Origin of the sequence: Caballeronia choica (genome assembly GCF_001544535.1) — a bacterium.
Classification (GTDB): domain Bacteria; phylum Pseudomonadota; class Gammaproteobacteria; order Burkholderiales; family Burkholderiaceae; genus Caballeronia; species Caballeronia choica.
Genome location: NZ_FCON02000061.1, coordinates 1 through 20474, shown reverse-complemented (window position 1 = coordinate 20474; position 20474 = coordinate 1). Strand labels below are relative to the sequence as shown.

The following is a 20474-nucleotide window of genomic DNA, read 5'->3' as shown; positions in this document are numbered from 1 at the left end:
CGTACAAACCCGTAGTAACGCCGCTTTACAAGAAGATAACGCGCCCGGGTATACCCGTTTTTGCCTGTTTTCTATTGACAGCATCCCGCGATTCGCCGAAAGTTGTCGTACATCTTCAAGAACAAAAAGCGCAGCGCAAAGCGCCACATGTTGTACGACATCTTATATTTCGCCGAAACAACGGCCGCATCCATACATCGATAAAAACACGGGCCCCGCCCACCGTTCGCTTCGGCGGACTCTGTTCATCAACCGCCCGGCACGACACCCCCACGCAGCCCGGCGAGAAACGCATCTGGAAGGAGACACGACGCCATGCTGGCAAACAAGATCAAGGGATTGAGGTGGTGGATCGTCGGGCTGATCATGCTCGGGACCATCTTCAACTATCTCGCGCGCAGTTCCCTCTCGGTCGCGGCGCCGACGCTCACCGACAAGCTGCACATGACCACGCAGCAATACTCGTACGTGGTCGCGGCATTCCAGGGCGCCTACACGGTGATGCAGCCGGTGGCCGGCTACATCCTCGACGTCGTTGGCCTGAAGATCGGCTTCGCGATCTTCGCGCTCGCCTGGGCGGCGTCGAACATGCTGCACGGCCTCGCGACCGGCTGGGGCTCGCTCGCGTTCTTCCGCGGCCTGCTTGGCATGAGCGAGGCGGCGATCTTCCCGGCGGGCATGAAGACCATCACGCAATGGTTCCCCGCCAAGGAGCGCTCGGTCGCGACCGGCTGGCTGAACACGGGAACCTCGGTCGGCGCGATGCTCGCGCCGCCGCTCGTCGTGTTCTGCATCCTCCAGTTCAACTGGCAGACGGCGTTCATCGTCACGGGCGGCGTGGCGCTGATCTGGGTCGCGCTGTGGGTGTTCTTCTACCAATCGCCCGCCGACCATCCGAACCTCTCGGAAGGCGAACGCGAGTACATCCTGAGCGGCCAGGAAGAAGGCAAGCTCTCGTCGACGAAGCGTCCGTCGTGGAAGCAACTGCTGAGCACGCGCCGCTTCTGGGGCATCGGCATCCCGCGCTTTTTGGCCGAGCCGGCATGGCAGACCTTCAACTTCTGGATTCCGCTCTACCTCGTGACCGTGCGTCACATGAACCTGAAGGAAATCGCGCTGTTCGGCTGGCTGCCGTTTCTCGCGGCCGACCTCGGTTGCGTGTTCGGCGGATACCTCGCGCCGTTCCTCCTCCGCAAGTTCAATACGAAACTGCTCACCTCGCGCAAGCTGGTGATGATCGTCGGCACGCTGTTCATGTTCGGCCCGGCATGTATCGGTCTCGCCAGCAGCCCGTATGTCGCGATCGCCCTCTTCTGCCTCGGCGCGTTCGGTCACCAGACCATTTCGGGTGCGCTCTACACGCTCGCATCGGACGTGTTCGGCCAGCACGAAGTCGGCACCGCAACCGGCCTGTCCGGCATGATGGGCTGGCTCGGCGGGATGATCTTCTCGCTGATCGTCGGCGCGCTCGCGACCACCATCGGCTATAACCCGCTGTTCGTCTGCCTCGTGCTTTTCGACATCGTTGGTGCTACCGTCGCATGGTTCCTGTTGAAGTCGAGTGACTACTCGGGCACGTTGCGCGCACCGAAGGTCACGGCGCCCGCGGCGCCCGCGACGAGCACCGGACGATAACCATCGATGGCCGCTTCAGCGCCGGAGCACCCGGCGCGAAAGCGGCCGAATCAAACGAATCAAACATTTCGAAGGATCCATATCGTGACCAAGATTGCATTGAGCGGTGCTGGCGGACAACTGGGCACCGTATTGCGGAAGGCCCTGCTCGAACGTGGCTACAACTTGCGCTCGGCGGCCGGTTCGCGCCCGCTCACCCCGATCGTCGAAGGCGAGGACGTCATGCACGGCGACCTGCGCGATCCGGAAGTGGTCGACCGGCTGCTCGACGGCGTCGATGTCCTGATCCACATGGCGGGCACGAGCGTCGAGCGTCCGCTGCCCGAGATCATCGACAACAACCTGCGCGGGCTCGTCGAAGTGTACGAAGGCGCGCGCCGCAAGAACGTGCGGCGCATCGTGTTCGCGAGTTCGAATCACTCGATCGGCATGTACCCGGTCGAAGACAAGCTCGCGGTCGATTGCGAGTTTCGTCCCGACGGCTTCTACGGCCTGAGCAAGATGTGGGGCGAAGGCATTGCGCGGATGTACTGGGACAAGCACGGCATCGAAAGCGTCTGCGTGCGCATTGGCAGTTGCATAGAGAAGCCGACGGAATTCCGGCACCTCAGCACCTGGCTCTCGCACGACGACCTGATGCAGATCGTCGAGCGCAGCATCGACGTGCCCGACATCGGCTATATCGTCGTATGGGGTGCATCGGGCAATACGCGCAGCTACTGGAACAACGACGGCGCCGCACGCCTCGGCTATCGCCCGAAGGACAACGCCGAGGATTACGCCGAAGAGATCCTGAAAAAGCCCAACCCGCTCGACGCGATCGGCCAGCGCTACCAGGGCGGCAGTTTTGCCGGCATCGACTTCACGCCGGTGGACGAGCGCGGCAGCAAGCGCTGACTGCGCGAAAACGCCTGTCGCCCCGTGCACGCTTGCACCCGCAAGCGTGCATTGAGGCTTTACCCTTGAGACCGCCCGTCCTGACGACGCAGCACGCATCCGCCGCAGCGAAAGCGCAACGGCCGCGTGCAACGGCGGCCCTTTCGAAGTCACGGGCCACAAGCGTGGCCTGCCAACAAGAGGAGCACGAGCATGCGTGAGAACCGGATTCGCTCGATCTGGAAAGCCGGCGGTGCGGTCGTCAACGGGTGGCTCGCCATCCCGAGCACGTTTTCCGCGGAAACGATGGCGCATCAGGGATGGGACTCGCTGACGGTCGATCTCCAGCACGGTGTGGTCGATTACCAGAAGGCGGTGGAGATGTTCACCGCGGTCTCGACCACGCAGACCGTGCCGATGGCCCGCGTGCCCTGGAACGAACCGGGCATCCTGATGAAGGTTCTCGATGCGGGCGCGTACGCCGTGATTTGCCCGATGGTCAACAGCCGCGCGGACGCGGAGCGGCTCGTCGCGGCGACGCACTACCCGCCGCTCGGAACGCGCAGCTTCGGCCCGGTGCGCGCGCTGCTTTACGGTGGCGCCGATTATCCGACGCATGCCAACGATACGGTCGTCGTGTTTGCGATGATCGAGACGCGCGAGGCACTCGACAACCTCGAGGAAATCGTCTCCACGCCGGGGCTGGATGCGATCTACATCGGCCCGTCGGACTTGTCGCTTGCGCTCGGGTGCACGCCGACTTTCGATGATGTCGATCCGCCGGTCGTTGAGGCGATCGAACGCATCCTGGCTTGCGCGAAGGCGCATGGGGTGGTCGCGGGGATTCACAATGGCACGCCGGAGAAGGCGCTTGAACGGATCGCGATGGGGTTTCAGTTCGTGACCGTCAGTTCGGATGCGCGGTTGATGGCGGCTGGCGCCCAGCAGGTGATGGGGAAGATGCGGGCTAAAGCGCCGAAGGAAGTCGGCGGGTATTGACCGCTGGCGCTTGGGGTTCGAGGATGGTCTTTCAACACCTCGCCCCCAAGCGCAGCCCCAAAGTCATCCACGAATTTTCAACACCGCAGCCCCCGTCACGCGCCCGTCGCGCAAATCGCCAAGCGCGCGGTTCGCATCGGCAAGCGGGTATGCGGTCGTGCGCATCTCCAGATGCCACTGCGCCGCAAGTTTCATGAACGCGCGACCGTCGTCGCGGGTCAGATTCGCCACCGACACCACGCGCCGCTCGCCCCAAAGCAACGCATAGGGAAACGACGGAATGTCGCTCATGTGGATTCCCCCGCACACGACGATGCCGCCCTTCGCCACAGCCTTCAGCGCCGCCGGCACGAGTGCCCCGGCCGGGGCAAAAATCAGCGCGGCATCGAGTTCGTCAGGCGGCAATTCGTCGCTGCCGCCCGCCCAGCAGGCCTTCAGGTCGAGCGCGAGTCGCTGCGCGGCGGCATCGCCCGGACGCGTGAACGCGTACACGCTACGTCCCTGATGGCGCGCCACCTGCGCGATGATGTGCGCCGCCGCGCCGAATCCGTAGATGCCGATGCGCTGTGCGTCGCCCGCCATCGCGAGCGTGCGGTAGCCGATCAGGCCCGCGCACATCAGCGGCGCCGCTTCGACGTCCGTGTAGCGCGGCGGCAGATGCAGGCAGTAGCGGGCATCCGCCGAGACACGTTCCGCATAGCCGCCGTCGAGCGTATAGCCGGTGAAGCCGGGTGCGTCGCAGAGGTTCTCGCGGCCCGTGCCGCAATACCGGCAATGGCCGCAGGTATGCCCGAGCCACGGCACGCCCACGCGGTCGCCCGGCACGAAGTCCGTCACGCCGACACCCACCGCCGTCACCGTGCCGACGATCTCGTGTCCCGGCACGAGCGGAAGCTTCGGAGCGGTGAGTTCACCATCGACGACATGCAGATCGGTGCGACACACGCCGCACGCGTGGACGTCGATCATCACCTGGCCCGTGTCGAGCACCGGATCGCGGATATCACATTCGCGCAGCAAGGGCGAAGTGCCGTCGAAAACCATCGCGCGCATGATGAATGTTCCTTTTAGGCAGGGACTTAAGGCACTCGGGCACTCGCATTGCTGCATTTGCGGAAGGCCGCGGCCGGTTGGAACAAGCCGCTTGTTGGGGCGTGATCCTCCCGCGCTGGTGCAGCCATGCACCGCTTCGTGCGGCCAAAGGCAACGCGGCATCGGCTGCGCGCGGTCATAGCCCGAGCATAAGCAATTCAGCGGCATGTGCATACCGATGCGACAATCGACTCGTGGACGGCACACACGAAACGGAATAGTGTGGATGTGACCCACCGGGCGCTGACTCGGCACTGTCAGATTGGATGTCTAGACTTCATCGATGCGGGGTCGAAAGCGAGCGCGCCCCAAGGCGCATCGAAAATACGCCGAAGATAGATTGAACTCGGCATTGCGCTTGCTTTCTTACCGCAGTGGAAGAATGCAGCCAGCGCCGGGTCCGGCGCCGTCAACAAGAAGTTGCTGCGATGCACAGCGTTTGATTCACATCCGCGTGCGTCGCCCGCTCATCAGACATGGCCGGTATGCGTGCAGTCCTTGCGCGCTGCCGAGGTCGGAAATACGAGTTCCCGAAACGCCGCAACGCGTACGATTGCCGCGCCGGCATCGGGGTCATCGAATCGAAATCATGGAGGACGTCATGCGTATTACCGTCAAGCTCGATACCTTCGAGCGCGTCGATTCTGCCGCATTCGCAATCCTGTGGCTCGACAAGGAATCTCGCCGCTGGTCGCGCGAGGGACATCAGAGCGTCGACCTGCCTGACTGGGGCGGTCTGCAAGCCCGGCCCGGTAGCACGCTGATCTGCGGACAGCATGCGGAGCGGCCGCTCTGCGTGCTAGAACGACTCGATTTCGATAGCGCCGCCGCACTGGTCGAAGGCCAGGCCGGGCGAGCGCTCTGGTACACCGACGCGTCGCGCGAACCGGCTACCGGCCGCTGGCACGTGCAGTGCATCGACCGCGAACAGATCAACGCCGAATACAGCGTGTTCGCGGGCGACGAAAGCGCCTGACACCCGGGCGTTTCACGGTTTTTCCCTGGGCGTCGGATCGAGGAAAACGACGCAGCACGCGACGCCCGGGATGATTGCCAGCACGCGGTAGTGCTGACGCGGTCGAGGTCGTAGAGCAGTTGCAGATGTCCGCCTGCGTAAGGAAACAGGCCACCGCTGCCAGACGACCCTCGATTCCGCCCACATCCTCAAGGCGTTCTCCCACTCGCCCACTGTATGTGCAGTGTCGCGTGCCTGTTCTCCGTGCTCGCGCCAGTCTCATCGGGAACGTGCCCACCTCCGATCTTTTCGGCAGGACCGGCGCTTGCGTTGTCCGAAACCCATGCCCTTCTTTGGTGTTTTCCCTCGGCCCTAGCAGCGTGCGTATATTGGTAGTATCCGAAGCACGCAGCTTCGTTCGATCGACCGTACCCGGCGCGGGCGAGCGGGGCGCCGCGCACTCGCGGCTCGAAGTGCGGCCAAGAATCGCAGACCCTGGGAGACATGAATGAATCAATCAAAATTCAGCGATCCGTTTAGCCAGTTCGCCGCGATATTCCAGCAATACAAACTGCCCGGATTCGACGTTTCAGCGATCCTGGAGGCGCGCCGCAAGGACGTCGAGGCGCTTGCCGCGACCAACCAGGTCGCGTTTGGCGGCATGCAGGCGCTGCGTGACAAGCAGCTCGAAATCCTGCGCCGGACCTTGAGCGAACTGGAAGCCATCGCGCAGCAGTTCGAGGCTTCGTCGAGCAAGCCGCCGTTCAACGCGACCGAACTCGTGCAACGCGCGCTGCGCGACGGTCTCGCCGACATGCAGGACATCGCGCGCACCACGCAGCAGACTCAGGCGGAAGCCTACGCACTCGTCTCGAGGCGCATGGAGGAGGCGCTGAAGGAATTGAAGACATCGGTCAACCGGCCATCGACGACGTAGGGTTTCGCCACGCGCCGAGCGAAGCGCGACGGCCGCAGCCGACTTCTTCGGCGGGGCACCCGCCGAAGAAGTCCGGCGTCGCGCATAGCTTTCGCGTCCGTCTTGCGCGGCTGGCCGCCCCCGTCGGTTGGCTTGCATGCCCGCACTCACCGCCCCGCCGCCTTCAAAATAATCTGCGCCTGCGTATCCCGCTCGATCTTCTTCAGCAGCACGAGCGCCGCATCGAATTCCGCCGGCGTGCAGACCTGCTTGCCGAAGTCCGCGTGCAGCCGCCGCGTCACCTGGATCACGTTGGTGTCCGGGTCGAACACATAGCGCGAGCGGAACGCGAAAAAGCCGCCTTCGACGCTCGTCCCGTCCGGCACCTCGACGACGCGCACGTCCTTCGGCAGCGCGATCTGCGAGACCTCGTCGAAGTCGCCGCCGACGCACACGTAAGGCTGCGTGCGCGTGCGCTCCGAGAGCCAGCCGCGCACCTGGGTCGCGATGCCGCCGGAAAGGCTCGTCAGCGCCGGCAGCGCGGTCGTGCCGTTCGGCCAGACGACGTCGTCGAGCGTGCCGCCCATCGTCGTGACGAACGGGCCGGCGGTGGCATCGACGTCGCTCGTCGCGAGCGTGGCGCGGCCGGCGAGGCCGGTCGCACGCAGCCGCTCGGCCGCTATCAGGTCGCGGCGCTGCGCAGTCGAGGCGCGCAGGTTCGAGCGCTCCATCTCCGCGCTCCAGCCAGCATCCCGCACCCAGTACGACAGCGCGGCCGTGCCGCCCGGCGCCACGTCGATCTGCAGGCGCGCGTCGCGCGCGAGCGGCTGGATCGCGGGCGTGCGCGCGAGCGTGCCGGAATCGACGAGGAGCGTCGGCCGGTCCATATCGGAGAGCGGCAGATAGCCGAACTCGACGCTCGCCGCCGTCGAATCCGGGTAGAGGTTCAGGTCGGGCAGCCAGGTGATGACGTGATTGATCGCGCCCGAGCCGTAACCGGGCACGGACGGCAGCGAGTACACCGAGCCCAAGCCGATCAGCGCCGGTTCGCTGCGGATGCCTTCCGCCGCGAGCAGCGCGCCGAACAGCGCGACATGGTCCTTGCAGTCGCCGTAGCGGTTGGCGAGGATCTCGGTGGCGTGGTGCGGCACGGCGGGGCTCTGGCCGATGAAAAGCCCGACGTAGCGGATATTGCGGCGCACCCAGTCATACAGCGTCCTCGCTTTCGCGCGGGCGTCCGGGTCGTTCTGCGTGAGCGTGTGCGCGAGATCGCGGATGGCCGGATCGTTCGCGGTGGGATCGGCGGACGGCTCGCGGTAGCTGGCCGCGAAGGTCGCGAAATCGGGGAAGGTCGAGACCATCAGGCGATCGCCGTATTGCAGATAGCCGACCGAGCCGTTCTCGATGCGCTCGAAACGCTCGCGGCCATAGTCGAATTCATAGCGCGTGCGGCCGTTCGCGGTGACGGGCGGCACGGCGACGTAGCCGCGCGCATCGGCGTAAAGTTTCTTGTCCTCGGGCAGGTCGAAGATCAGCCTCTGGCTTTGGACCGGCCTGCGGCCCGGCTCGACGAAGTAGTTGAACTGCCCGGCGACGACCGGCGTCGACTGGCTCTTGTGAAACCGCAGATACACGCTCGATCCGATGCCGACGCCCGGGAAGATCACCGCCCTCAGCTTCGCGTCCTGGAAGGTGGGCGCGCCCGCCGAGCGCGGTTCCTGGATATCGCGGATCTGGTCCGGCGTCACCGCGTGACGCACGCCGTTCATGTCGGTGGCGTAGGCGTCGACGATATCGACCTTCGACACGCTCTTGTCGAACCACACGTAGCGTTGCGCGATCTCGTCGATGCCGGCGGGCGTGTTCGCGCGCAGGGTCGTTTCGTCGTCTTCGGTGAGCGAGCCGTCTTCGGCGACGACAAAGACGTGCACGTCGCTCACGATGGTCGACGGTTCTTCCTGGTTCTGCGCCCCGGATGCGGGCAAAACGCCGCCGATCGCCAGCGCGCAGGCGAGGCAAAGACGGCGCAAGAGAGGGCCCAAGAGGGGGCGCAAGAGACGGCGCATGAGTTCGTACGATGGCTGGCGCATGACTGGCCGGTCTTGGCGCGCCACGCGTGATTGAACAAGTCATCGTACCGTAGATTCATGCGGCGTCGCGCGGTCCGTCGCGCCGCAGGCGCAACGCCGCGCGTCACTCGTCCGCGCAATGGACCTCGAACTTGACGAGCGTCGTCGGGCCGAAGTTGTTGCTGAGTGCGACATCCGCCGCATCGCGGCCGCGCGCCATCAGCACGCGGCCGATACGCGGCGCATTGTTGCGCGGATCGAAGATCTGCCAGGTGCCGCCCACGTACGCTTCGAACCATGCGGCGAAATCCATCGATGCGTACGGTGGCGGCAGGCCGACATCGCTGATATAGCCCGTGCAGTAGCGCGCCGGAATGTTCATCGCGCGGCACAGCGTGATCGCCAGATGCGCGAAGTCCCGGCACACGCCGAGGCGCTCCTCGTGTGCGTGCCACGCGGTCTTGGTCGGCCGGGCATGGTGGTAGCCGAAGGTGATGTGCCGGTGCACGTAGTCGCAGATGGCCTGCACGCGGTCGCTGCCGGGCTTGGTCTTCGCGAACAGCTGCCACGCGACGTCGGAAAGCAGGTCGGTTTCGCAGTAGCGGCTGCCGAGCAGGAAGACGAGGCACTCGTCGGGCAAATCCTCGACCGGGTGCTGGCGGCCGTCATGCGCGCGAGACTCGAACTCACCGGAGACTTCCAGCACGGCGGACGTCGAGAGCGAAATGTGCCCCTGCGGCGCGACGATGCGGCTGCACAGGTTGCCGAAGCCATCGCGGTACTGCCGGATCGGCACCGGCGGATTGACCGCCAGCACATCGGGGACGAGCACATCCTGCGCGTGCGAGAAATGGGTGTTCAGCATCAACATCATGGGTGTTGGTTGCGGACACTCATAGACCAGTTCGTAACCGACACGAAGTTTCATTTGGATGCCTTGGGTTGAGTGGGTTCGACTTGCTTGGGTGCTTCCTTGGGCTTCGCTGCCTCCTTTTGCTTTGCTTCCTTTTGGCCGATGGCGTCGTCGGAAGGCTCTTCGGTGACGTGCACGGTGACTTCCAGACCGCGAAACGCACCCGGCGCGCCGTTCCACGTGCCCCACAGCGGCAGCGCCTGATAGTGGTTCCACGCGACGGCCACGCGGATCAGATGGCGGTTGCCGATGATGCTGTTGGTCGGATCGAAATCCACCCAGCCCGCGCCGGGAAGATAGATCTGCAGCCACGCGTGGGTCGCGCCGCCGCCCTGCGTCGCGGAATGATCGGGCACGAAGATGTAGCCGCTCACGAAGCGCGCCGCGAGGCCGAGCGAGCGCACCGCGTCCATCATCAGCACCGCGAAGTCGCGGCAACTGCCGCTCTTGTGGCGCAAGGTGTCGGCCGGCCGGTTCACGCCCTTCTCCGTGCGGCGCACGTACTTGAAGTCGTTGGCGATGCCGAGCGTCATCGCCCGCAGCATCGCCAGCGTGCCGGTCGATGTCCCCGACGAGAGAAACTGCCGCGCCCACGTGCTGACATCCTCGTCGGGATGCTGGCGATTGCGCGCATTGACGAGATCGGACGCTTCCTCGTTCGTGTATGCAAACGGATACGTGGTCGCGTAGCGCTCGAGCGCGTAATCCGGCTGCGGCGCCTCGTAATGCTCGAGCGTCACCTGGCTTTCGAAGACGAGTTCCGATGCCGGGTCGGCGAATGTGGCGACCGCGACGGAGTTGTCGAACACGTCGTGCAGCCAGTGCAGATGCGCGGGCGTCGGCGTGATGTGCAGTTGCGTCGTGACGAGGCGCAGGTCGTGGCTCGACCTCGGCCGGAACATCATCCGATGCTCGCCGAACTCGACCGGTTCCGAGTAACGGTAGGCGCTCAGGTGCCGCACGGTGAAGCGCTGCGGATCGAAAGCTTGGGTCATCGTGGGGAAAGCCCTCTGGCCGCGCGGGCGGGCGCGGACGGTGAAAGGAAGGTCATGGTGCGGCTCAGGGCGAACGGCCGGGCCGGCGGGTTGTTGTCCGCGAACCGCACCTTCACGCGACCGGCGCTGTCGGCCCGACGGAATGACGCTCTTCGCTTAAGTGTGCGCCAGAAACAAACAATGTGCGGGTTAACGGCGAGCCAGCGCATGAAAATCACTCGGCGGCGAGCGTCGCGGGCTTGCAAAGTCCGTGCCGTGGTGGAGGGCTGCGCGGCGGAATGGTTCGACGGTAACGGTGAATGTCGTTTGCCGCCGGTGGGGAGCGGCGTGTGCGCCGTCTGAGCTTTTTTTTCTTCTATGAAATTTGCTCGGTTCGCGGCCTATTAGCTCGGCGTTCAGCGCCGACGACTACCCTCGCCCATCCTCGTCGATAAGGATCTTTCCGCCCTCGATCCGAATCGGAACCGGCGTGAGTTTCGCCCCCAGACACGGCCCGTCGATGCACTCACCATCCTCGAAACGGAACATCGCGCTGTGATGCGCGCACATCACAAGTTTGCCGCCATACGCCCAGAATGTGTTCGGCTCATAGTTCAACGGAATCGAAAAGTGCGGACACACGTTGCGATACGCCCACGCTTCATCCGCCCGGCGCAATACGAGCACCGCGTCGCCCGCTTCGAGCCCGCCGCCGTCGGGCACCTCGTCGAGTGTGCAAAGAACCTCGCTCACGTTCTGCTCCTGATATGAAGAACGCATCTCACGAACGCGGCGTTGCCGGCGTCGCCTGCAAATTGTCGCGAACCTCGCCAAGCGGCGACTCCGACGACTGCGACGACGACCCCGCATCGAAAAACACGACCCGCCGACCCAACGGAAAAAGCTGCAACCCAAACCGCCGCGATATATAGCCCCAGACGCCCTGCGGAAAGAACATCGTGACGACGATCGCCAGCGCGCCCAGGCCGATCAGATACCACGTCCCGAAGTCCGACAGGAACTTGTTCAGCAGGAAGAAGATCAGCGTGCCGATGATCGGACCTTCGAGCGTGCCAAGGCCGCCGATCATCACGATGAAGATCGCGAACGCGGTCCAGTTCACGGAGAACGCGGCATCGGGCGAGATGCGCAGCGTGCCGGCGAAGTAGAGGCCGCCCGCGAGCGCCGTCCCCGCCGCCGACACGAGATAGACCACGAGCCGCGCGCGCTTCACATCGACACCCTGGCTGTTCGCGGCAACCGCGTTGTCGCGCATCGCAGTGAGCGCAAGGCCGCGCTTTGACCGTAGGAACACGTAAAGCATGCCGATCGCCACCGCGACGATCGCGAGCGCCGTCCAGAGCGTCAGCGATTCGCGCAGCGCACGCGGCACGCCCTGGAACGCCGTAAGACTCGTGCCCGATCCGCCGCCGAGCCACGCGAGATTGGCCACCGAGAGCCTGAAGACTTCCGCGATCACCCACGTGCCGATCGCGAAGTAGCCGCCTTCGAGCCGGAACGCGACGAGCGACACCGGCACCGCGATCACGGCCGCGATCACAGCGGCGATCGGCACCGCGATGAACGGCGAGACGCCGCCATAGTTGGCAAGCACGAGCATCGCGTAGCCGCCGATGCCGAAATACGCCTGCTGCCCGATCGACACCATCCCGCCGTAACCCGCGAGCAGGTTCCACATCATCGCGAAGACGAGATAGGCGGCGATCTGCGTGAAGTCGCGCAACGTGTCGCGGCCGGCCCAGTACGGCATGCTCGCCACGATCAGCGCCGCTATCAAAAGGACGAGCACGGCAACCCGGCTCGCGCGCGTCGCTCGCCGAACCTCGAAGCTTCGTTCGCGCATGTTCATGTCAGTCACCTCGATGTAACGTCAAGCGGTCTTGGGGAAGAAGCCCTGCGGCCGCACGGTCAGCACGGCGAGGAACAGCACGTGTCCGAGCCAGATGCCCCAGCCGGGGTCGAAGTAGAAGCCGATCTGCTGCGCGATGCCGAGCGCGATGCCGCCCGCGAACGTGCCCCAGAACGAACCCATGCCGCCGATGATCACGGCCTCGAACGCATACAGCAGCAACGCGGGGCCATCCGCCGGCGAGACGGCGGTGCGCATGCCGTAGAGCGTCGCGGCGAGCGCGATCAGGATGAACGCGATGCTCATCGCGAGCGCAAAGGTGCGCCGCGGCGAGACGCCCATCAACTGCACGATCTCGCGGTCATCGGAGGTCGCGCGAAAGGCGCGGCCAAGCGGCGTGCGGCCGAAGAGCCATTGCAGCGCGAGCGTCGCGCCGATCGCGACAGCAAGCGTGAGCAACGGCAGCAGCCCGAGCGCGATCCCGCCCGGCAACGCGAAGCTCATCGATTCGAAGCCGCCCGTCGCGAGCGAGCGCGGGTCGGCGGAGAACACTTCCTGAAGCAGATTCTGGATGACGATCGACAGCCCGAACGTGACGACGAGCGACGGCAGCGGATCGCGTCCGCTCACGCGATTAAGCACGGCGTACTGCACGGCATACCCCGCGCCGAACGCGATCACGATCAGGAGCGGCACGGCGGCCCACAAGGGCACATGCGCCCAGTTGGTGAGCGCAAACAGCACGAACACGAGCAGCACGATGAAGTCGCCATGCGCGGTGTTCGTGAGGCGCATCACGCCGAACACGAGCGACTGGCCCATCGCGAAGAGCGCATAGAGCGCGCCGAGCAGTATGCCCTGCAATGCGATATTGACGATCGAACTCATGACACCACTCCGAAATAGGCTTGCGTGATGGCTTCGTCGGATACCTCAGCCGATGCACCCGCGAGCGATATGCGTCCTTCCTGGAAGCAGTAGAAGCGCGTCGACACCTTGCGCGCAAGCTGCACGTCCTGCTCCACGACGATCGCGCTCATGCCGCCCGCCACGATCGACGGCAACGCCGCGTAGATTTCCCGCACGATCACCGGCGCGAGGCCGAGCGAGAGTTCGTCGCACATGATGAGGTCCGGGTTGCTCATCAGCGCGCGGCCGAGTGCGACCATCTGCTGCTGTCCGCCGGAGAGCGCGGTCGCGGGATGACGGCGGCGTTCCTTCAATGCGGGGAAAAGCTCGTAGACGGTCTGCAGATTCCAGCGCCCCGGCCGCGCGCAATAGCCGCCGAGCAACAGGTTCTCTTCGACCGAAAGGCTCGCGAAGAGCCTGCGTCCCTCGGGCACGAGCGCGATGCCCTTGCCGACGATCGTCGCCGCCGGCATGCCGCCGATCGCCTCGCCCTTATAGACGACCTGCCCGGCCGGCGCACGCAACAAGCCCGCAAGGGTCTTGAGGAAGGTCGACTTGCCCGCGCCGTTCGAACCGATCAATGCGATCACTTCGCCGCTGTTCACCGTGACGTCCACGCCGAACAGCGCCTGGAAATCGCCGTAGTACGCGCTGAGCGCGCGTGTTTCGAGAATCGCCGACATGCTCACACCTCCAGTCCGAGATAGACACGCTTGACCTCGGGATCGTCCATCACCGCGGCCGGCTTTCCTTCCGCGAGACGCTTGCCGAAATGAATGACGAGCAGGCGGTCCGCCACCGCAAGCAACGCATGCACGACGTGTTCGATCCACACGATCGTGACGCCCTGCTCCTTCACGCGCTTGATCTCGTCGACGAGTTCGTGCGTCTCGGGCTCCGTCAGGCCGCCCGCGATCTCATCGAGCAGCAGCAGTTTCGGACGCGTCGCGAGTGCTCGCGCAAGCTCGAGCCGCTTGCGATCGAGCAGCGTCAGCGTGCTCGCCAACTGGTTCGCGCGGCGCTCGAGACCGGTGCGCTTCAATACATCGATGCACACGTCGTAAGCTGCCGATTCCGCAAGCGCGCCGCCGAAGGTCGCGCCCACCAGCAGGTTTTCGAACACCGTCATGCCGCCGAACGGACGCGGCACCTGATACGACCGGCCGATGCCGGCGATGCAGCGTCGATGCGGCGCGAGTGCGCCGATGTCGTTGCCGTCGAAGTGGATCGTGCCGGCGTCGGGCCGCACGTCGCCGCTCACGAGATTGAAGAGCGTCGTCTTTCCCGCGCCGTTCGGCCCGAGGATGCCGTAGGTTTCGCCTTGCTCGATCTCGAAGCTGATGTCGTCGGTGACCTTCAGCGCGCCGTAGCGCTTCGAGACGTTCGTCAGTGCCAGTACGCTGCTCATCGCGTCGTCTCCCCGGTCATGCGATCAGCTTGAGCGGGCCGGACAGCGGCACGTTCGGCGCAAGCTGGTTGTTCACGATCGCGAGATCGAAGCGATGCGCCCCGCCCGCTGGCGCCTTCAGCCACTGCCCGCCGACGAGCGGCGTCTTCGCCACGTTCCTGACCGGCCCGCTCCCCCACGCGACATGCCCGACGACCGTGTCGAGCTTCGTCGACGCGACGGCATCGCGGATCGCTTCGTTCGAATCGATGTCCTTCGCGCGCTTCAACGCATCGACGGCAATCTCGAAGAGCGCATGCGCGAAGCCGATCGGCTGCGTCCATTGCTTCGAGGTCGTCTTTTCGTAGGCATCGGCAAGCTGCCGCGCGGACTGCCCCGTCACCGACGACTTGAAGGGATGCGACGGCGACCACCACACTTCCGTCGAGAGACCATCGCCGAGGTCGCCGAGCGCTTCGATGGAAGTCGGGAACAGCAGCGCCTTGCCGATCGAGATGACCTTCGGCCTGAACGCCTGCTGGCGTGCCTGGACGAGGAAGTTCTTGGCATCGGGCGGAATCACGACGCCCGTCACGATCTGCGCACCGCCCTGCTTGAACGCGGAAATCTGCGCGGAGAAATCCTGCGTCATCGTCTGGAAGCGGCCGGGGTCCTTCAGCGTGAAGCCCTTTTGCGCGAGCACCGGCGGAAAGCCGAGCTTGCTGTCGCCCCATGCGTTGCCGTCGCCATCGTTCGGAAAGAGACCGCCGACCGCCTTGTTGGTCTGCACCGATTGCCACATGCCGGTGTAGACGGCAATCACGTCTTCGAGGCCCCAGAAGAAGTGATATGTATAGTTGAAGCCCTTCTTCGGATCGCCCTTGCGACCGAAGAACCACGGCTGCCATGGAACGACCGTCGAGACGCACGGCATCTCGTTCACTTCGCACGCGTCGCTGACGGGATTCGCCGTCTCGGGCGTGCCCGAGACGAGCATGATGTCGACCTTGTCCTTGAGGATCAGGTCGTTCGCCACTTCGCTCGCGCGATTCGGATTCGACTGGCTGTCCTTCACGAGGATCGACACCGGATACTGCTTGCCGCCGATCGTGATGCCGCTCTTGAGCGCGGTCTGCATCTGCTGGATCGTGAAGCGGTCGGCCTCGCCGAATGGCGCGAGCGGCCCCGTTTGCGGCGATACGTAGCCGATCTTCAGCGTGCGCGGACTCGCGGCGTTCGCGATCCGCGCGAGCAGCGGCGCGGCGCCCACCAGCGCGGCGCTGGCCGTGAGCTGCACGAACCGGCGGCGAGCGCCGTCGATGGAGTGGTCGTCCATGAGTGTCTCCTTCAGTCTCTTTTATCGTTACGCGCCGGCCTCTTGGCGGGCCAGGCTTGCGTGAGTGGTGCTCAGGCCGGAGCGCGGCCTTCGTAGGCCGCTTCGAGCAATGCTCGCAACGGCGCGCGTTCGAGCGGACGCGGATTCCCATAAGGGTTCTTCAATGCGATGTCGAGCGCGATCTCGATGTCCGCTTCCTTCATGCCGATGTCCTTCAGCGCGGTCGGCGCGCCGTTGTCGCGGGCAAGCTCGAATGCGCCTTGCGCTGCGTCCGCCGCGCCGAGCGCGCGTGCGATACGCTTCATCGCCTCGGGGGCGGCAGCGCGGTTGTAGGCCAGCGCATGCGGCAACACGATCGTGTGCGTCTCGGCATGCGGCAGGTTGAACGTGCCGCCGAGCGTGTGACACAGCTTGTGATGCAGCGCCATGCCGACACTGCCGAGCACCGCGCCGCACAGCCACGCGCCATAGAGACAGTCGCCGCGTGCGTCGAGATCGTCCGGCCGGGCAACGACCTTGCCGATGCCTTCTGCAAGCGCTCGAATGCCTTCCTCCGCCATCAGGCTGATGACGGGGTTCGCGTCCGCCGCATAGAGCCCTTCGGCCGCGTGCGCGATCGCGTTGATCCCGCTCGTCACCGAGAGCGATGCGGGCAGCGAGACGGTGAGCGCCGGATCGTAAATCACGGTCTTTGGCAGCACGCGCAGGTCGCGGCCGGTCTTCTTGAGGCCGGCTTCCGTGAGGCCGTAGATCGGCGTCATCTCGGAGCCGGCGTACGTGGTCGGCACGGCGAGGATCGGCAGCGACGAGGTCAGCGCGATCGCCTTGCCGAGACCCGTCGTCGAACCGCCGCCGATCGCCACCGCGCAATCGGCGCCGACACGCTCCGCGTAGTCGCGCGCTTCCCGCGCGGTCTCGACGGGCACGTGCATCACCGCCTTCGCGAACACGCCCGCGACCCGCGCCCCGAGGCGTTCGGCCAGCGCCTCGGCCTGTTCGCGCTGCTGCGGCGTCGAGAGCACGATGGCCCGCTTCGCACCCAGCAGATCGATCTCGCGCTCCAGGTGCTCGATGCTGCCCGCACCGAACACCACACGCGACGGCATGCCCTGATAGATGAACGGTTCCATGGCTTCAGCGCGGGTAGTAAGGCGGAATGTTCGCGTCGACGTTGACCCAGACCGACTTCGGCTGCGTGTACTCGCGCATCACCTCGAAGCCCATCTCGCGTCCATAGCCGCTCGCGCCGACACCGCCGAACGGCGACGCGGGACTCACGCGCTTGTAGCAGTTGATCCACACCATGCCGCTTCGCAACTGGCGCGCGACCAGGTGCGCGCGTTGCAGGTTCTGCGTCCACAAGCCGGCGCCCAGACCGTATTCGGTGCCGTTCGCGATCGCGAGTGCCTCTTCGTCGCTGCTGAAGGTGCTGACCGTCACGAACGGGCCGAACACTTCCTCCTGCGCCACGCGATCGGTCGGCTTGGCGGCGACGATCGTCGGTTCAACATAGCAGCCCTTCGCGAGCGCCGCGAGATCCGGCGCCTTGCCGCCCGACAGCACGCGCCCGCCCTGCTCGCGCGCGATATCGACATACGAGAGCACGCGGTCGCGATGCAACTGCGAGGTGAGCGGCCCCATTTCCGTCGACGGGTCGAGCGGATCGCCGATCTTGATCGAACGAGCCAGCGCGATGAAGCGTTCGAGCAGTTCATCGGCGACGGACTCGTGCACGATCAGCCGCGACGCCGCGATGCACGCCTGCCCCTGGTTGTGGAAGATGCCGAACGCGGAGCCCTGCACGACCGCATCGAGATTCGCGTCGCTGAACACGACGTTCGCGCCCTTGCCGCCCAGTTCGAGCTGCACCTTCTTCAGATTGCCGCTCGATGCCTGCACGATCTTGCGGCCCACGGCGGTCGATCCGGTGAACGCAACCTTGCTGATGTCCGGATGCTCGGCGATGTATTGTCCGGCGACGTGCCCAAGCCCCGGCAGCACGTTGACCACGCCCGCCGGAAAGCCGACCTCGGCCATCAGCTCGGCGATCGCGAGACTGGAGAGCGGCGTGAGTTCGGCGGGCTTCATCACCACACAGTTGCCGGCCGCGAGCGCGGGCGCCATCTTCCAGCTCGTGAACATCAGCGGGAAATTCCACGGCACCACTTGCCCGACGATGCCGACCGGCTCGCGCGTCATGTAGTTGAGAAAGCCCGCTTCGACCGGAATCACCGATCCTTCGATCTTGTCCGCCATGCCGCCGAAGTAGCGGAACGTGGCAGCGGTGCGCGGGACGTCGAGATTGCGCGTATCGCGGATCGGGTGGCCCGTGTCGAGGGATTCGAGGCGCGCGAGTTCATCGGCGTTCGCTTCGATCGCATCGGCGAGCTTGAGCAGCAAGCGGCCGCGATCCGCCGCCGCCATGTTGCTCCACTTCGGGAACGCGGCCTTGGCGGCATCGACCGCGCGGTCGATGTCGGCGCGCCCGGCCATCGACACTTGCGCGATCTCCGAGTTGTCGTGCGGGTTCAGGGTTGCGAGTGTCTCGCCGCTTAGCGCGGGGACGAAGCGGCCATCGATGAAGAGTTGCGTTTGCATGTCGGTCCTGCCTGGAGGGATGCCTGAGGGGATACCTAAGGGGATGCCTGAGGGAATCTTTGGACAAACCCGTCCCCGCGACGCCCGCGCTACCGGCGTCGTTCAGGGCGGGAAAGAAAGGGCTTAGAGCGGCACCGGATACGGCGCGAGTTCGCCGCTTTCGTAGCGCTTGGGCAGGTCGGGCGTCGCGTTCTCCCAGACCAGCAGCATCGAGCGCTTCTGCGAATAGCCCTTGTGGCGGATGTCGGCCGGCATCGCGGCGATGTCGCCTGCGTTCATCGTGATGCGGGCGCGCGGCTCGCCGGTGTCCTTGTCGGCGACGTCCCAGATGATCTGGTCGGACAGTTGCAGGAACCACTCGACGCGATCGTTGCCATGAAAGACCGGCAGCACGAATTCTTCGGTCGTCGGGCAGAAGAGGCTCTGCTTGCACACCGAGGTGACCGACGGATTCCACGTCACGTCCGAGCGCGACAGGTACTTGAAGAGACTGAAGGCATGCAGTTGGCCTTCGAAGCCGGGGGCCGCGTGAATCTCGGGTTCGTCCTGCTCGACGTCCGCGAACTGGCGGTTGACCGGCAAGTCGTCGCGCAACGGCGAGTCGCCTTCGAGGCCCGGCATGCGCTTCGTCGCGATACGCGTGCGGTCGATGGCCGCGATGTTGTCGCCGTGCTTCGTGCCGAAGGCCGAGCCGGTTTCCTCGGGAGCGGCGAACGGATCGAAGCCTTCGTTGACCCAGTCCCGCAGGATGGCCTTGAACGTCGCCATGATGAGCGGCGTCTCGAACTGCTGCGTGTAGTCGATGCCCGCTTCCTTGAAGCTCGCGTTATACGCGCCTGCGTACATGTCCACCTTGCCGTAGTGATTGCGCGTGCCGATCACTTCGTCGAAGTTGACCCAGCCGTAGAAAAAGCCCCACGCGACGTCGCGCATCATCGCGCGCAGGAAGTCGTCGGCGTGCATCTGGTGGGAACGGGTCTCGCCTTTCGACGGCCACTTGACCGTGACGAAGTAGGCATCGCGGCTGAATTCGAAGTCGCCGAGTTTGAAGGTGCGGTAGCCGGTCGTCGGGTCCGGGTCGGTTGCGGCGACGTTCTGAAGAATGGCGGAATTCATGATTTTGCTCCGGGAAGGATGGCGTGGTTCGTATGCGCGGGGTCGCAAGGCTGGCTTACTGGATGCAGATGTCGGCCCACTTCTCGACCGAAGCCGGGCCGAGGATCGTTTGCACCAGAAGCACACCGGTCGTCCGCGCTTCGAAGCGATATGCCGCGCCCGCGGGCAACAGCGCCTGATGACCGCGGCGCAGGCGCACGAAGCCCATCGACTGGCCTGAAGGCTCGCCTTCCAGACGCACCGTCCCTTCCGTTTGCTCGCCGACGAGCGGACCGTCGGACGGCTTGATGAAATGCACGTCGATCTCGCCGTCGAGCGCGACCGTGAATTCGTCGTGCGATGCGGTGAACCATGGCGACGTGCCTTCCGCGCGCAGCGTCTCGATCACGTACTTGAGGTTCTTGCCGACGACGACCTTCTCATACGGCGCGGACTGGTTCGCGACTTCGAAGACGTTCGACATCGCGTAATGTCCGGGTTTGCCCTTAATGATTTCGATCGAGCCCTTGCGATAGTTGCCGAGGCTGCCGAGATTGGTCTCTTGCATGTCTGTCTCCATTGCTCCGTTGATCTTCGTGAAGGTGCTGCCTTGGAACGAAGATTAGGGCCGGCCGCGCGGCAGGGCAATGGATCGAGGGTCGGGTTTGGCGAACAGTGCGTTCGGGGGTCGCTGGCGCTTGGGGTTGGGGTTGGGGTGGGGGTGGGGCCGTTGTCTACACCGTTTGATGCGCTTGGGCTTCTATGGAACTTGCTTTGTTTTTGGTTTATTTGCTCTGCCCCTGTCCGGGGCGGGACTCACTTTCTTTGCTGCTGCAAAGAAAGTAAGCAA

General features: G+C 64.9%; 19 protein-coding genes. 5 read left to right on the top strand and 14 right to left on the bottom strand.

Going from position 1 to position 20474, the window contains the following annotated elements; all coding sequences use genetic code 11:
* Positions 1–315 precede the first annotated feature (315 nt).
* From AWB68_RS24115 to AWB68_RS24105, 3 genes are all read left to right on the top strand, one after another.
* Positions 316–1635 (top strand): MFS transporter, encoded by a 1320-nt coding sequence (locus AWB68_RS24115; protein WP_087646862.1) that lies wholly within the window; start codon positions 316–318, stop codon positions 1633–1635.
* An 84-nt stretch (positions 1636–1719) separates the two neighbouring features.
* Entirely contained in the window at positions 1720–2532 is an 813-nt protein-coding gene (locus AWB68_RS24110; protein WP_087646861.1) for an NAD-dependent epimerase/dehydratase family protein, read from the top strand.
* A 192-nt stretch (positions 2533–2724) separates the two neighbouring features.
* Positions 2725–3510: an HpcH/HpaI aldolase family protein gene (locus AWB68_RS24105; RefSeq protein WP_087646860.1), complete on the top strand. Its 786-nt coding sequence runs from the start codon at positions 2725–2727 to the stop codon at positions 3508–3510.
* Positions 3511–3573: 63 nt separating this feature from the next.
* Here the strand turns inward: AWB68_RS24105 and AWB68_RS24100 are convergent, their stop codons facing one another.
* Positions 3574–4563: a zinc-dependent alcohol dehydrogenase family protein gene (locus AWB68_RS24100; protein ID WP_087646859.1), complete on the bottom strand. Its 990-nt coding sequence runs from the start codon at positions 4561–4563 to the stop codon at positions 3574–3576.
* Positions 4564–5203: 640 nt separating this feature from the next.
* Here AWB68_RS24100 and AWB68_RS24095 point away from each other — a divergent pair.
* Together AWB68_RS24095 and AWB68_RS24090 are read left to right on the top strand one after the other, a co-directional pair.
* Positions 5204–5578, top strand: coding sequence for a DUF3564 family protein (locus tag AWB68_RS24095; protein WP_087646885.1), 375 nt, complete (start codon positions 5204–5206; stop codon positions 5576–5578).
* A gap of 487 nt (positions 5579–6065) precedes the next feature.
* Positions 6066–6494, top strand: coding sequence for a phasin family protein (locus AWB68_RS24090; RefSeq protein WP_087646858.1), 429 nt, complete (start codon positions 6066–6068; stop codon positions 6492–6494).
* Positions 6495–6640: 146 nt separating this feature from the next.
* Here AWB68_RS24090 and AWB68_RS24085 read toward each other — a convergent pair whose 3' ends face one another.
* The 13 genes from AWB68_RS24085 to AWB68_RS24025 form a co-directional block, all read right to left on the bottom strand.
* Complete coding sequence (locus tag AWB68_RS24085; protein ID WP_087646884.1) at positions 6641–8539, bottom strand: DUF3857 domain-containing transglutaminase family protein; 1899 nt, start codon at positions 8537–8539, stop codon at positions 6641–6643.
* Positions 8540–8666: 127 nt separating this feature from the next.
* Complete coding sequence (locus AWB68_RS24080) at positions 8667–9470, bottom strand: transglutaminase-like domain-containing protein (RefSeq protein WP_087646857.1); 804 nt, start codon at positions 9468–9470, stop codon at positions 8667–8669.
* Positions 9467–10450 (bottom strand): transglutaminase family protein, encoded by a 984-nt coding sequence (locus tag AWB68_RS24075; protein WP_087646856.1) that lies wholly within the window; start codon positions 10448–10450, stop codon positions 9467–9469. The genes AWB68_RS24080 and AWB68_RS24075 overlap by 4 nt, the downstream gene beginning before the upstream one ends.
* Positions 10451–10858: 408 nt before the next feature.
* Positions 10859–11209: a Rieske (2Fe-2S) protein gene (locus tag AWB68_RS24070; RefSeq protein ID WP_087646855.1), complete on the bottom strand. Its 351-nt coding sequence runs from the start codon at positions 11207–11209 to the stop codon at positions 10859–10861.
* 1 nt (position 11210) lies between these two features.
* Positions 11211–12299: a branched-chain amino acid ABC transporter permease gene (locus AWB68_RS24065; RefSeq protein ID WP_087646854.1), complete on the bottom strand. Its 1089-nt coding sequence runs from the start codon at positions 12297–12299 to the stop codon at positions 11211–11213.
* Between the two features lie 21 nt (positions 12300–12320).
* Positions 12321–13187, bottom strand: coding sequence for a branched-chain amino acid ABC transporter permease (locus tag AWB68_RS24060; RefSeq protein ID WP_235028474.1), 867 nt, complete (start codon positions 13185–13187; stop codon positions 12321–12323).
* Entirely contained in the window at positions 13184–13891 is a 708-nt protein-coding gene (locus tag AWB68_RS24055; protein ID WP_087646853.1) for an ABC transporter ATP-binding protein, read from the bottom strand. The genes AWB68_RS24060 and AWB68_RS24055 overlap by 4 nt, the downstream gene beginning before the upstream one ends.
* A 2-nt stretch (positions 13892–13893) precedes the next feature.
* Positions 13894–14616 (bottom strand): ABC transporter ATP-binding protein, encoded by a 723-nt coding sequence (locus tag AWB68_RS24050; RefSeq protein ID WP_087646852.1) that lies wholly within the window; start codon positions 14614–14616, stop codon positions 13894–13896.
* A gap of 16 nt (positions 14617–14632) precedes the next feature.
* Positions 14633–15931 carry an ABC transporter substrate-binding protein gene (locus tag AWB68_RS24045; protein WP_087646851.1) on the bottom strand — a complete coding sequence of 433 codons (1299 nt, stop codon included), beginning with the start codon at positions 15929–15931 and terminating at the stop codon, positions 14633–14635.
* Positions 15932–16002: 71 nt separating this feature from the next.
* Complete coding sequence (locus AWB68_RS24040; RefSeq protein WP_087646850.1) at positions 16003–17061, bottom strand: maleylacetate reductase; 1059 nt, start codon at positions 17059–17061, stop codon at positions 16003–16005.
* A gap of 4 nt (positions 17062–17065) precedes the next feature.
* Positions 17066–18529, bottom strand: coding sequence for an aldehyde dehydrogenase family protein (locus tag AWB68_RS24035; RefSeq protein ID WP_087646849.1), 1464 nt, complete (start codon positions 18527–18529; stop codon positions 17066–17068).
* Between the two features lie 123 nt (positions 18530–18652).
* Positions 18653–19645: a hydroxyquinol 1,2-dioxygenase gene (locus AWB68_RS24030; RefSeq protein WP_087646848.1), complete on the bottom strand. Its 993-nt coding sequence runs from the start codon at positions 19643–19645 to the stop codon at positions 18653–18655.
* Positions 19646–19700: 55 nt separating this feature from the next.
* Complete coding sequence (locus AWB68_RS24025) at positions 19701–20192, bottom strand: cupin domain-containing protein (RefSeq protein ID WP_087646847.1); 492 nt, start codon at positions 20190–20192, stop codon at positions 19701–19703.
* Positions 20193–20474 lie beyond the last annotated feature (282 nt).